We start from the raw sequence: 12,006 nt of genomic DNA on the forward strand, positions 1-12,006 counted from the left end.
GGCGGATCAGAACGTTCCGAGGTTGGAGAACATCCAGTACCAGAACCAGATGACCAGCGCGGTGCCACCCCAGGCGCCGACGTAGCGAAGTATCTCCCAGACGTAGTCCCACACTTCAGGGCCTCCCTGTTGACGGATTCATCGGATCTCCAAGCCGCGCACCGTGGATGCGACGAGCTTCTCGAGCAGAACGTCGCGGCTGTCGGGGTCTTCGCCGGCGCTGAGCACGCCGTAGACACCCAGCAGGAAGAACACCGCGTTGGAGAACGGGTCGACCTCCGGGTGCACCGCCCCCTGATCGCGGGCCCGCTCGATCTCGGCCACCAGCAGGACGATCACCGGGTGGTCGGTCCAGTTCTCCGACTCCGGGCGCGACGGCGAAAAGTGCAGGGCCACCAGCTCCTTGAACAGGGGCCGCCCGAAACGCTCCTCGAGGCCCCGCACGAGGGCCACGACCTCGGTCAGCGCGTCGCTCAGTCCGTGCGGGCCGGCGAGGAAGCGTTCGAACTGGGCCGCGACGCGCGCCTCTTCCCGTCGTTCCAGTTCCAGCAGGACGTGTTCCTTGGTGGGGAAATGGAAGTAAAACGTGCCGTGGGCGACGCCGGCGGCGGCGACGATGGCGTTCACCTCGACACCGGCCATCCCCGAGCGTTTGAACTCGGCGATGGCCGCTCCCAGGATGCGTTCCCGGGTTTGCAGCCGCTGCGCTTCGCGCGTGGTCGGCCGGACCTGTGCCGTCATGATGGTTTTTTTGTACTCCCATGACTGACTCCAGTCAATAGATATGTCACGGTGGATGACCGAGATCCTGCTCTAACTAGTGTTTTGCTGCCTGCGGTGGCGGCTGGACATGCACTGGTTGATACTCGTCACTGACATATGTCAGTCGTATAAGTACGTCAGGCAGCGCCGGTAGCCACGGATGCGCGAAAGGCCCTCAGTCGGTGAAGATCTCGCGGTTCACCGAATGCAGATACGGGATCGCGAGGAACGGCGTGATGTAGAAAATGTCGTAGATCCACCACCCGATCACCGGGAAAACCACCCCGGCGTAGCGGACGTCGGCGAACATCGTCATGTTGATGACGTAGACGATCCAGATCACCACGCCCATCCAGCAGGTGACCACCATCCACTGATGCCCCCAGCGCTTCATCTGCAAAAAGCCGATGCCCGCGGCGATCCGCATGGTGAACACCGTGAGGATGAAGCCGACCTCCAGCGCCTTCTCCCCCGGCGCGGCCGCACCGCCGACCCACAGTTCGTTGTAGTGCCAGAAGTAGCCGGCGTCGAACATGTTGCCCCAGCCGTTGAGCAGCACGCGGGCCAGCAGAGTGTGGTGTCCTACCAGGTCAAGGGCCCAGCCGACGGTGTTGATGGCGGCGTCGACGATCACGCAGTAGCCCAGCAGCGTCACCAGCATGGGCCGCACCGTCAGCCCGTTGCGCTGCGCGCGCCGCAGCAGCCAGACCCCGCGCAGAAACAGCGGGAGGCCAAAGATCCCCAGCGCCGCGGTCCCGATCAGCAGGCTGCCGGAGATCAGCCACTTGTCGGCCTGGCGTTGCGCGGCGCGCGATTCCTCCATGTGCTCGTCGAGAGACAGCCCAGTGCGGTTCGCTGCGGCAGCGTCGGGTCGCATGCTCGCTGACTTTAGTCATGCAATGAGCGGATCGACAAGCATCCGCGGTCGATCGCGCCTCAGGCGGCCGGGGCCATGCTGCGCAGCGTGCGCTTCACCAGATCGTCGAGCAACTCCCGCCGCATCGGGTCGTTGGTGGTGATCGCCAGCGCGTACAGGCACAGCAGGAAGAACACCGCGCTGTTCATCGAGTTGACGTCCGCGGCCACCGCGCCGTCCTCCCGCGCGCGGTCGATGTGCGCGGCGAGCAGCACCACCAGCGAGTGGTCACCGCCGCCCTCGGCGGGCGGGCGGGTCTGCGAGAAGTGCAGGGCCAGAAAGTCTTTGAACAGCAGTTCGCCGAGTCGGCGCTCCAGGCCCAGGACCAGGCGGGCGGCCTCGACCAGCGCGGCCTCCAGGTCGTGCCCCTTGTCGAGGAACTTGCCGAACTGCTTGGCCATCCGGTCCTCCTCGCGCTTCTCGAGCTCGAGCAGGACGTGTTCCTTGGTGGGGAAATGAAAGAAGAAGGTGCCGTGGGCAACTCCGGCCGCGGCGACGATGGCGCCGACGTCGGCCTCGGCCATGCCGGCGCGCTTGAACTCGGCCACCGCGGCGCCCATCAGCCGCTCCCTGGTTTGCAGGCGCTTCGTCTCGCGCGCCGATGGCCCGTTGACCACAGCCATGCCGCTCCGTCTCGTTCTACCCCAGCCGTCCTCGGTTCCGTCGCTGTCGACAATATCGCCCGAGCCGCGGAAACCGCGTCAGCGCTGCGCCGCCTCGTAACCGTGGCTCAGCCAGTACACGGTGCGCTCGAGGCCCGGCACGATGTCGGTGATGGCGATCTCGCCGGCGGCGAAGCGACCCAACAAGCCGTAGACGACGTTGGTGACGATGGTCGTCAGGTCGGCGACGAACGCCTCGTCGACGTCGACGAGTACCTCCCCGAAGGCCGGGATGACGGCGTCGAGCCCGCGCTGCACCAGCTGTTCGCCGCCGGGGGCGGCGCGGGCGCGGAAGTAGGCCTTGAGCATGGCGGGGTGCTGCTCCCAGGGTTCGAAGATGGTGCGCAGCACCCGCATCTGGCCGTCGTAGAAGGACTCGCCGTCGGCGCGGGACTGCCCGGCCAGGCCCGCGTAGCGGTTCTCGTCGAGCCACATCTGCAGCGCGGCCAGGATCAGCTCGTCGCGGTTGGCGTAGTGCTTGTAGATGGTCGCCAGCGAGGTGCGCGCCCGGCGGGCCACCTCGCGCAGTTGGACGGCCTCGTAGCCCTCGGTCTCGAGCAGTTCGACGACAATGCCGAGGATGCGCCGGTCGTGACCGGTCGGCGCGTCCCGCTCCTCGCGCGTCGCCGCGCCGGATGACTTCATCGCCCATGACCCCTTGTCTCGCCGGTGTAACCACGTTACCGTACCGGCTGTAACACGGTTACCCACGCAACGAAGCGAGCTGACATGAGTTCTCTGGCCGGCAAGGTCGCCTTCATCACCGGAGTCGCCCGCGGACAGGGGCGCAGCCACGCGCTCCGGCTCGCGGCCGACGGCGCCGACATCATCGGCGTCGACATCTGTTCCGACATCTCCTCCAACGGCTATCCCATGGCCACCCGCGACGAACTCGACGAGACCGTCGCGCTGGTGGAGGCCCAGGGCGGCAAGATTCTCGGCACCGTCGCCGACGTCCGCGACTTCGCCGCGGTCAAGACGGCCGTCGACGCCGGGGTGGAACGCTTCGGCCGCCTCGACATCGTGTGCGCCAACGCCGGCATCGCCCCGACGGCCTTCCGCGAGGTCGGCATCGAGGAGGACCTCGAGATGTGGACCGACGCCGTCGGGGTCAACCTGAACGGCGCCTTCCACACCGCGAAGGCCGCCATCCCCCACCTGCTGGCCGGACAGCGCGGCGGGGCGATGGTGTTCACCAGTTCCACGGCCGGACTGCGCGGCTTCGGCGGCATGCAGGGCGGTGGCCTGGGTTACGCGGCGGCCAAGCACGGCATCGTCGGGCTGATGCGCACGCTGTCCAATGCGTTGGCGCCGTACAGCATTCGGGTCAACACCGTGCATCCGACCGCGGTGAACACCATGATGGCGGTGAACCCGGCCATGACCGCGTTCCTGGAGGCCTACCCCGACGGCGGCCCGCATCTGCAGAACCCCATGCCGGTCGAACTGCTGGAACCCGAGGACATCAGCGCCGCGATCGCCTACCTGGTCTCCGACGCGGCCAAGTACGTCACAGGGGTCACCTTCCCCGTCGACGCCGGCTTCTGCAACAAGCTATGAGCGGGCGCGTCACGGGCAAGCGGGTCCTGATCACCGGCGCCGCACGGGGAATGGGCCGCAGCCACGCCGTGCGGCTCGCCGAGGAGGGCGCCGACCTGATCCTGGTCGACCTCTGCGAGTCGCTGCCGGAGGTCGAGTATCCGCTGGCCACCCGCGAGGACCTGGCCGAAACCGCCCGCCTGGTCGAGGGGTGCGGGCGACGCGCGGTGACCCACGTGGTGGACGTGCGCGACGCCGAGGCGCTCGCGGCCGCGGTCGCCGACGGCGTGGCGCAGTTGGGCGGGCTGGAGGCCGCCGTCGCCAACGCCGGCGTGCTGACGGCCGCGACCTGGGACACCACCACCTCGGCCCAGTGGCGCACCGTCGTCGACGTCAACCTGATCGGCACGTGGAACACGTGCGCGGCCGCGCTGCCGCACCTCGTCGACCGGGGCGGCAGCCTGATCAACATCAGCTCGGCCGCCGGGATCAAGGGCACACCCCTGCACACGCCCTACACCGCCGCCAAGCACGGTGTCGTCGGCATGAGCAAGGCCCTGGCCAATGAGCTTGCCGCCGTGGGTGTCCGGGTCAACACCGTGCATCCCACCGGCGTGCCGACCGGGATGCAGCCCGCCTCGATCCACACCCTGCTGGTGGAGCAACGACCGGACCTGGCCCCGATCTTCGGCAACGCGATGCCGGTGCAGATGGTCGAGGCCGTCGACATCAGCAACGCGGTGCTGTTCCTGGTCTCCGACGAGTCCCGGTACGTGACCGGACTCGAGTTCAAAGTCGATGCCGGCGTCACCATCCGGTGAGCCCGAAACTCGAAGGGAACGCCATGACCAGCCCCACCACCTCGGATTCCGGCGCGGGCGCCCGGGCCTACACCGACGTGATGACCGTCCCGCCGCCGGCGTCCGACGCCACCGCCGGCCTGCTCGACTTCGTGTTCGGCGAGATGTGGCTGCGGCCGGGCCTGGGCATGCGCGCCGCCTGGTGACGGTGACCTGCGTGGCGTTCCAGGACGCGCCGTACCCGATCATGAGCCACGTATACGCCGCGCTGAAGAGCCGCGACCTGTCCTTCGCCGAGATGGACGAGCTGGCACTGCAATTCGGGGCCTACTACGGCTGGCCCAAGGCCGCCCACCTGGCCGCGGTGATCGAGGAGCAGAAGCAGCGGGTGGGCGCGGAGTGGGAATCCGAGGGGCAGCAGTAGGCCGACCGGTTGCGCCGCAGTGGATAATTGCCGAGACCATGCTGCACGGCAGCGCACTGCGAGATTGGCACGATGTCGACAAACCTCACCCCACCGTCGTGGTTCCGGCGGGCGCTGGACCACCGCCCGCGCAGCTTCGAGGTCGACGTCGAAGGCTGTCGGATCCACTGCCGCGCCTGGGGTGAGCGCGGCCGGCCGCTGCTGGTGCTGGTGCACGGCGGCGGGGCCAACTCGGCGTGGTGGGACCACATCGCCCCGTTCTTCGCCGCCACCCACCACGTGATCGCCCCCGACCTGAGCGGCCACGGCGACAGCGCGACCCGGGCCCGATACGGCCTGGGCATCTGGTCCCGGGAAGTGCTCGCCGTCGCGACCGCCGCCGACCCGTCGGTCCGGCCGGTGATCGTCGGGCACAGCATGGGCGGCTGGGTCACCAGCACCGCCGCGATCCGCGAGGGCGCCGAGATCGACGGGATCGTCGTCATCGACTCGCCGCTGCGCGACCGCGCCCCCGAGGAAGACCACCTGCGCCGGGCGCGCGGGAGGCAGGAGGGGTACCGGACCCGGGAGGCGATCGTGTCGCGGTTCCGGCCGGTGCCGAGCCAGGACGTGATCCTGCCCTACATCGCCGATCACATCGCCCGCGAATCGGTGCGGCGCAAGGGGTTGCGCTGGTGGTGGAAGTTCGACCCGGCCATCTTCAGCGGCAGTTGGCTCTCCGAAGGCCCCACCGAGGCGGACACCTTGGAGAACACCTTCGCCCAGATGCCCTGCCGCATCGCCCATCTGCGCTGCGAGCACGGCGCGATCGACGACGACATGGCCGAGCGGATCCGGCAGATCCTGCAACTGCGCGGGCCCTTCGTGGATCTCCCCGAGGCCGGGCACCACCCCATGCTGGATCAGCCCCTGTCGTTGGTTTCCACGCTGCGCACGCTGCTCGAGTTCTGGTCCATCACCTGAACCCGACGTTTCGATCCAGTCCGCGGCGGCTAACCGCAGCGGGTGAGCTTCGATCTGCGGCCCACCGTCGCGCAACACGACCTGGCCCGACGCACCCACGAGTTCGCCGAGCAGGTCATCCGGCCGGTGGCGCTCGACTACGACCAGCGCCAGGAGTTCCCCTGGCCGGTGCTCGAGGAGGCCGCCGAGCGCGGCTTCTACAGTCCGCTGTTCTACCGCGACCTGATCGGCGACCCCACCGGCCTGTCGCTGCCCATGTTCATGGAGGAGCTGTTCTGGGGCTGCGCCGGGATCGGGCTGGCCATCGTCATGCCCGCCCTGGCGCTCTCGGCGATCGGGCAGGCGGCCTCCCCCGAGCAAATGCTGACCTGGGCCCCGGAGTGCTTCGGCAGCCCGGGTGAGCTGAAGCTGGCCGCGCTGGCCATCTCCGAACCCGAGGGCGGCAGCGACGTCCGCAACCTGCGCACCACGACCCGGCCCGGACGCCGACTGGGTCATCAACGGGCACAAGATGTGGATCGGCAACGGCGGCATCGCCAACGTGCACGTGGTCAACGCCGTCGTCGACGAGGAACTCGGGCACCGCGGGCAGGCGCTGTTCATCGTCCCCGGCGCGACGCCAGGCCTGGAGTTGGTGCGCAAGCTCGACAAGCTGGGCTGCCGCGCCTCGCACACCGCGGAACTGCGGTTGACCGACGTGCGCATCCCGGCGGCCAACCTGCTCGGTGGGGCCGAGAAGCTCGAGCACAAGCTGGCCAAGGCCCGCGAGGTGATCGCCGGCGGCGCGAAGTCCGGATCGGCCGCGCTGGGCACCTTCGAGCAGACCCGGCCGATGGTCGCCGCCCAGGCCCTCGGAATCGCCCGCGCGGCACTGGAATACATGACCGAATACGCCAACCGGCGCGAGGCGTTCGGCGCCCCGATCATCGACAACCAGGGCATCTCGTTCCGATCGCGGACCTGGCCACCCAGCTCGACGCCGCCCGACTGCTGACCTGGCGGGCGTCCTGGATGGCCGCGACCGGCGTGCCGTTCGGCCGCGGCGAGGGTTCGATGCCCAAGCTGGCGGCCAGCGAACTGGCGGTCCGGGCCACCGAGCGGGCCATCCAGACCCTGGGCGGTTGGGGCTACATCACCGATCACCCGGTGGAGAAGTGGTACCGCGACGCCAAGCTCCACACCATCTTCGAGGGCACCAGCGAGATCCAGCGGATGGTGATCGCGCGGGCCCTGGGCGCCGCCGACGGCGCCCCGCCCCTGCACGTCGACCTCGAACCCGCCGGCGGTCCGCTCAATCGGTGGTTCGGCCGGGGCGCGCCCATGCGCGGGCGGGCCTCGGAGACGATGCTCGCGGCCAAGGACAAGGTGCCCGCCCCGGTCATGCGGTTGGCCATGAAGGTGCTCGCGCCGCCGCGCCGGTAATCGACCTCCGGACCGGTGCGCGCGCGATGCTGGAACAATCAACAACATGGATGCCCGCGAGCCGCTCGGTCTGCGAGAGCGCAAGAAGTTGCGCACCCGCGAGACCATCCGGCGCGAGGCGTTCCGATTGTTCGAGGCCAATGGCTACCCGAACACCACCGTCGAGCAGATCGCCGACGCCGCCGAGGTCTCCCCCCGAACGTTCTTCCGCTACTTTCCCGCCAAAGAGCACGTCCTCATCGACGACGACCTGATCCCGCCGATCATCGAGGCCTTCCGCTCCGCACCCCCGGAGATGCCGCCGCTGACCGCGTACCGGCACGCCGTGACGAGCACGTTCGCCGCGTTGAGCCCGCCCGAACGGGAGAACGCGCTGCGCGGCCAGTCGATGATGTACTCCGTTCCGGAGGCGCAGGGACTGCTGTATTCGCACTACGTCCGGCTGATCCGGCTGATCAGCGAGGCGCTGATCGACCGGCTCCCACACGTCCGCGACGCGTTCGAGCGCCGGGTCCTGGCCGGCGTCATCGTCGGCGTGCTGCTGTCGGTCTCCGACGGCACGCCGCTGCCCGGGGACCCGATCGCGGCGGGCATGGAGATCCTGGAAGCCCGGTTGAACCTGGGCCCGTTGTAGGTCGCGGCGCTACCCTGACCCGATGAGCAGCCCACGAGTTCCCGGCGGTGTGGTGCACAAGCTTCCCGGCGACCTGCGAACCGCGCTGCTGGGCAACGCGACCGCCTTCGCCGCATGGAAGGACATCACCCCGCTGGCCCGCAACGAGTTCATCTGCTGGGTCGAGGACGCTAAACAGCAGGCCACCCGCGAACGCCGAATCCGGCGCACCCAGGAGGAACTCGAGGAGGGCATGCGTCGGCCCTGCTGCTGGCCCGGGTGCAAGCATCGGGAACGCAACGGCAAGGCCTGACCTCCCCGGCGAGTAAGAACTCACGCAGCGAAAGTGCGAGTAACTCCCGTCGTCAGTTCTGCCTCGGTGCGCCCATAAGCTCTTTGCGAAATTTGATCTTGATGGTAGAACCGAAAAGATGAGGGCCATCCTGAACTTCCTTGCCGCACTGGTCATGGCGGGAGCCGCCGCCACCGCGATCGCTGCGGCACCGGTCGCCGCGGCGGACGCCTATTCCGCGGCCGCCCCGACCGTCAGTTCCTTCCAACCGCAGAGCGCCCCCGGTGGGGACGGCTGCTTCAACGGCATCTGCGGCAGCGGGGGTCCCGGGGGCGGCAGCGGGTGCACCGCCGACGGCACCTGCGGCCACGGCGGGCCGCAGGGCGGGGGCGGCTGCACCGCGGACGGCATCTGCGGGCACGGCGGTCCCGGCGGCGGTGGCGGGTGCGTGCCCGGCATCGGCTGCTTCGAGTGGGGACACTGACACAGCCCGCCGTGCGCCATGATGAGACATGGCCAAATCAGTTTTCATCACCGGCGCCGCCGCAGGGATCGGCCGCGTCACCGCGCTGAAGTTCGCGGCGCAGGGGTACACCGTCGGCGCCTACGACATCGACGAGGCCGGACTGACCTCGCTGCATGAGGAGATCACCGCGCTGGGCGCCACTGCGGTCACCGGCCATCTCGATGTCACCGACAACGACGAGATGATCGCGCGGCTCGACGAATTCGTCGCCGCGGCCGGGGGCCGGCTCGACGTGCTGATCAACAACGCCGGCATCCTCGTCGCCGGGGCGTTCGAGGAGATCCCGATCTCGGTGCAACACAAGATGATCGACATCAACTGCAGGGGCGTGGTCAACGGTCTGCACGCCGCGCATCCGCATCTGCGCCGCACTCCCGGTTCGGTGGTGGTCAACCTCGCCTCGGCGTCGGCCATCTACGGGCAGGCCGAACTCGCCGTCTACAGCGCCAGCAAGTTCTTCGTCCGGGCCATGACCGAGGCGCTCGACGTGGAGTGGGGCCCGCAGGACATTCGGGTGATCTCGATGTGGCCGCTGTACGTGCAGACCGCCATGACCGACGGCGTCAGCATCGGGACCACCAAGTCGCTGGGCATCAACCTCACCGCCGACGACGTCGCCAACGACATCATGTCCGCCATCGAACCCTCCCTGCTGCGGCGGCGCCTGCACCAGGTGCATTTCCCGGTCGGGCGCCAGGCCACGCTGTTCGCAGCGGGTTCCCGGTTCAGCCCGGCGTGGTTGACCCGGCTGCTCAACAAGCGATTGGCCGGCACCGACTAGCGTTCGATTCGCCCTGAGTACAACTGTGTCGACCACCGGCGGCGCGCACTAAATTCGGCCGGCATGAACGAAGACTGGCTCGCCGTCATCGTCGGACTGACCCTGCTGGCCCTCGTGCTGGTGGGCGTCATCCCGGGCAGCGTGATCCCGTGACCGAACAGGACACCCGCGCCGGACAGACCCCGGAGGACGCGCCCGAGTCCCCCGCCCGGTCCTCGGTCGGGGCGATCGCCGTCGGGGTGTTCGTCGTCCTCGTCCTGGGCGCGCTCACCCGTTTCCTGGAGGCCCAGGTCCCGAATTGGGCGGCCGGCAGCTCCCTGGCGGGTGTGGCGAAGGCCGTCGAGTTCCCCGTCTACGCCATTGCCCTGGGCCTGCTGGGCAACGTGGTGCTGACGAAACTGGCCGTGCGAGAGGCGATTTCGGGAGGCTTTCGCACCGAGTTCTTCGTCAAGACCGGGCTGGTGCTACTCGGCGCATCGATCAACCTCAAGTTGCTGGTCACCGCGGCCGGGCCGGCGGTGCTGCAGGCGCTGCTGCTCATCTCGATCGTGTTCGGTTTCAGCTGGTGGCTGGGCGGGCGGCTGGGTCTCGACGACAAGCTGCGCGCGTTGCTGGCCTCGGCCGTGGCGATCTGCGGGGTCAGCGCCGCGATCGCGGCCGCCGGCGCGGTGCAGGCCAAGCGCGAGCAGCTGGCGTATGCTGCCTCGCTGGTCATCGCGTTCGCACTGCCCTCGATCTTCCTGTTGCCCTGGCTGGCCAAGGTGTTCGGCCTGCCCGACGCGGTGGCCGGCGCGTGGATCGGCGGCAACATCGACACCACCGCGGCCGTGGCGGCCGCCGGCGCGATCGCCGGAGAGGACGCGCTGCAGATCGCGACCATCGTCAAGACCACGCAGAACGCGTTGATCGGTATCGTGGCCATCGCCCTGACGGCCTACTTCGCGCTGAAGGTGGAGCGCCGCACCGACGCCGCCGCGCGGCCCGGGATCGGCGAATTCTGGCGCCGGTTCCCCAAATTCGTCCTCGGCTTCATCGCCGCCTCGATCATCGGCACGCTGTACCTGCAGTACGCCGGAGCGGACGGCAAGGCCACCATCGGCGTCGTCAACGACCTGCGCACCTGGTTCCTGATCTTCGCGTTCGTGGCCATCGGATTGGAGTTCTCCCTCAAGGGGATTCGCGAGGCGGGCTGGCGACCCATCGGCGTCTTCGCCTCGGCCACCGTGGTCAACATCGTGGTGGCGCTGGGACTGGCGCTGGTGCTGTTCGGCAATTTCACCGTCACCAACTGAGCCGCGGGCGTAGCCTCGCCCAATGCAAACGCAGTGCAGCAGGCGCGGATTCCTGGCTCTGACCGGCGCCGCGGGGCTGTTGCTCGCGACGGCCTGCGAATCGGGATCCGACTCCGATGCCGCCGACGGCGCGGTCACCATCACGCACGCCTTCGGCGAGACGACCATCCCGGCACGGCCCACCCGGGTGGTCAGCGCGGGGTTCACCGAGCAGGACAGTCTGCTGGCGCTCGGGCTGGTGCCGATCGCCACCACCGAGTGGTGGGGTGAGCAGCCCTTCGCCGTGTGGCCGTGGGCCCAGCCCGCGCTCGGCGGGGCGCAGCCGGTGGTGCTGAGCCTGACCGACGGCATCGACGTCGACCAGATCGCCTCGCTGACACCGGATCTCATCGTCGCCATCAACGCCGGCTGCGACGCGGACACCTACGCGCGGCTCTCCGCGATCGCCCCGACCGTCCCCCAGTCGGGACCCGCACCGTTCTTCGAGCCGTGGAAGGAGCAGGCCGCCACCCTCGGTCGGGCCGCATTCGCCGCCGACCAGATGGACGCCTTGATCGCCGCGGTGGACGACGGCTTCACCGCGGCCGGGGCCGCCCATCCGCAGTTCCAGGACAAGAAGGTGCTGCTGCTGCAGGGCAGCACCTACTGGGAGAACAGCGTCCTGGCCACCAAGCCCGGGTGGCGCACCGACTTCCTGACCCAGCTGGGGTTCACCATCTCCGAGGCCATCGCGCCGTTCGGCCGCGAGCACGACCACCGCGCCTACATCCCGCTGCCCGAGATCGGCCCCGTGCTCGACGACGCCGACGTACTGATCTGGACCACCGAGAGCGACGAGGACCGCGCCAGGCTGCTGGCCGACCCCAACATCGCGGCGCTGCGCGCCACCCGGGAGAACCGCAACGTGTTCACCACCAAGGACCTAACCGGGGCGATCGCGTTCAGTTCGGTGCTGTCCTACCCGCTGGTCGCCGAGCAATTGCCGCCGCTGCTGGCCGCCGCGCTGACGTAGCC

The 12,006-nt window shown here is 69.0% G+C and carries 13 protein-coding genes and 2 pseudogenes; 11 read left to right on the top strand and 4 right to left on the bottom strand.

The window, feature by feature from the left end; genetic code table 11:
* Nucleotides 1-138 precede the first annotated feature (138 nt).
* The 4 genes from EL338_RS21770 to EL338_RS21785 form a co-directional block, all read right to left on the bottom strand.
* Nucleotides 139-741 (bottom strand): TetR/AcrR family transcriptional regulator, encoded by a 603-nt coding sequence (locus EL338_RS21770; protein ID WP_126335638.1) that lies wholly within the window; start codon nt 739-741, stop codon nt 139-141.
* 196 nt (nt 742-937) lie between these two features.
* Nucleotides 938-1,639, bottom strand: a complete 702-nt coding sequence (locus EL338_RS21775) for a hypothetical protein (RefSeq protein ID WP_126335639.1) — start codon at nt 1,637-1,639, stop codon at nt 938-940.
* A 59-nt stretch (nt 1,640-1,698) separates the two neighbouring features.
* The gene (locus tag EL338_RS21780) at nt 1,699-2,301 is read right to left on the bottom strand and encodes a TetR family transcriptional regulator (RefSeq protein ID WP_126335640.1); all 603 of its coding nucleotides are present in this window, start codon (nt 2,299-2,301) and stop codon (nt 1,699-1,701) included.
* Between the two features lie 78 nt (nt 2,302-2,379).
* A complete protein-coding gene (locus EL338_RS21785; RefSeq protein ID WP_126335641.1) occupies nt 2,380-2,985 on the bottom strand; it encodes a TetR/AcrR family transcriptional regulator in 606 nt (201 codons plus the stop codon).
* An 84-nt stretch (nt 2,986-3,069) separates the two neighbouring features.
* Here EL338_RS21785 and EL338_RS21790 point away from each other — a divergent pair, with 84 nt between their 5' ends.
* The 11 genes and pseudogenes from EL338_RS21790 (at nt 3,070) to EL338_RS21845 (ending at nt 12,004) form a co-directional block, all read left to right on the top strand.
* Nucleotides 3,070-3,900: a mycofactocin-coupled SDR family oxidoreductase gene (locus tag EL338_RS21790; RefSeq protein WP_126335642.1), complete on the top strand. Its 831-nt coding sequence runs from the start codon at nt 3,070-3,072 to the stop codon at nt 3,898-3,900.
* On the top strand, nt 3,897-4,700 hold the full coding sequence (locus EL338_RS21795) for a mycofactocin-coupled SDR family oxidoreductase (RefSeq protein ID WP_126335643.1): 804 nt from the start codon (nt 3,897-3,899) through the stop codon (nt 4,698-4,700). Before EL338_RS21790 ends, EL338_RS21795 begins: the two co-directional genes overlap by 4 nt.
* A 113-nt stretch (nt 4,701-4,813) precedes the next feature.
* Nucleotides 4,814-5,103: pseudogene (locus EL338_RS21800) on the top strand (carboxymuconolactone decarboxylase family protein); the annotation flags it as partial.
* 72 nt (nt 5,104-5,175) lie between these two features.
* A complete protein-coding gene (locus tag EL338_RS21805; protein WP_126335644.1) occupies nt 5,176-6,066 on the top strand; it encodes an alpha/beta fold hydrolase in 891 nt (296 codons plus the stop codon).
* Between the two features lie 42 nt (nt 6,067-6,108).
* Nucleotides 6,109-7,488 (top strand): annotated as a pseudogene (locus tag EL338_RS21810) (acyl-CoA dehydrogenase family protein).
* 46 nt (nt 7,489-7,534) lie between these two features.
* Nucleotides 7,535-8,122, top strand: a complete 588-nt coding sequence (locus EL338_RS21815) for a TetR family transcriptional regulator (protein WP_126335645.1) — start codon at nt 7,535-7,537, stop codon at nt 8,120-8,122.
* A gap of 22 nt (nt 8,123-8,144) precedes the next feature.
* Nucleotides 8,145-8,414, top strand: a complete 270-nt coding sequence (locus tag EL338_RS21820; protein ID WP_126335646.1) for a YdeI/OmpD-associated family protein — start codon at nt 8,145-8,147, stop codon at nt 8,412-8,414.
* A gap of 118 nt (nt 8,415-8,532) precedes the next feature.
* The gene (locus EL338_RS21825) at nt 8,533-8,877 is read left to right on the top strand and encodes a PE-PGRS family protein (RefSeq protein ID WP_126335647.1); all 345 of its coding nucleotides are present in this window, start codon (nt 8,533-8,535) and stop codon (nt 8,875-8,877) included.
* Between the two features lie 28 nt (nt 8,878-8,905).
* Complete coding sequence (locus EL338_RS21830; protein ID WP_126335648.1) at nt 8,906-9,700, top strand: SDR family oxidoreductase; 795 nt, start codon at nt 8,906-8,908, stop codon at nt 9,698-9,700.
* 227 nt (nt 9,701-9,927) lie between these two features.
* A complete protein-coding gene (locus EL338_RS21840) occupies nt 9,928-10,992 on the top strand; it encodes a YeiH family protein (RefSeq protein WP_235666568.1) in 1,065 nt (354 codons plus the stop codon).
* Between the two features lie 22 nt (nt 10,993-11,014).
* On the top strand, nt 11,015-12,004 hold the full coding sequence (locus tag EL338_RS21845) for an ABC transporter substrate-binding protein (RefSeq protein ID WP_126335651.1): 990 nt from the start codon (nt 11,015-11,017) through the stop codon (nt 12,002-12,004).
* The last annotated feature ends 2 nt before the right edge of the window (nt 12,005-12,006 follow it).

Origin of the sequence: Mycolicibacterium chitae (assembly GCF_900637205.1) — a bacterium.
GTDB lineage: Bacteria > Actinomycetota > Actinomycetes > Mycobacteriales > Mycobacteriaceae > Mycobacterium > Mycobacterium chitae.

Coding starts and splice junctions, on each gene's coding strand:
- EL338_RS21770 (WP_126335638.1), bottom strand. CDS start 741: ATGACGGCACAGGTCCGGCCGACCACGCGCGAAGCGCAGCGGCTGCAA.
- EL338_RS21775 (WP_126335639.1), bottom strand. CDS start 1,639: ATGCGACCCGACGCTGCCGCAGCGAACCGCACTGGGCTGTCTCTCGAC.
- EL338_RS21780 (WP_126335640.1), bottom strand. CDS start 2,301: ATGGCTGTGGTCAACGGGCCATCGGCGCGCGAGACGAAGCGCCTGCAA.
- EL338_RS21785 (WP_126335641.1), bottom strand. CDS start 2,985: ATGAAGTCATCCGGCGCGGCGACGCGCGAGGAGCGGGACGCGCCGACC.
- EL338_RS21790 (WP_126335642.1), top strand. CDS start 3,070: ATGAGTTCTCTGGCCGGCAAGGTCGCCTTCATCACCGGAGTCGCCCGC.
- EL338_RS21795 (WP_126335643.1), top strand. CDS start 3,897: ATGAGCGGGCGCGTCACGGGCAAGCGGGTCCTGATCACCGGCGCCGCA.
- EL338_RS21805 (WP_126335644.1), top strand. CDS start 5,176: ATGTCGACAAACCTCACCCCACCGTCGTGGTTCCGGCGGGCGCTGGAC.
- EL338_RS21815 (WP_126335645.1), top strand. CDS start 7,535: ATGGATGCCCGCGAGCCGCTCGGTCTGCGAGAGCGCAAGAAGTTGCGC.
- EL338_RS21820 (WP_126335646.1), top strand. CDS start 8,145: ATGAGCAGCCCACGAGTTCCCGGCGGTGTGGTGCACAAGCTTCCCGGC.
- EL338_RS21825 (WP_126335647.1), top strand. CDS start 8,533: ATGAGGGCCATCCTGAACTTCCTTGCCGCACTGGTCATGGCGGGAGCC.
- EL338_RS21830 (WP_126335648.1), top strand. CDS start 8,906: ATGGCCAAATCAGTTTTCATCACCGGCGCCGCCGCAGGGATCGGCCGC.
- EL338_RS21845 (WP_126335651.1), top strand. CDS start 11,015: ATGCAAACGCAGTGCAGCAGGCGCGGATTCCTGGCTCTGACCGGCGCC.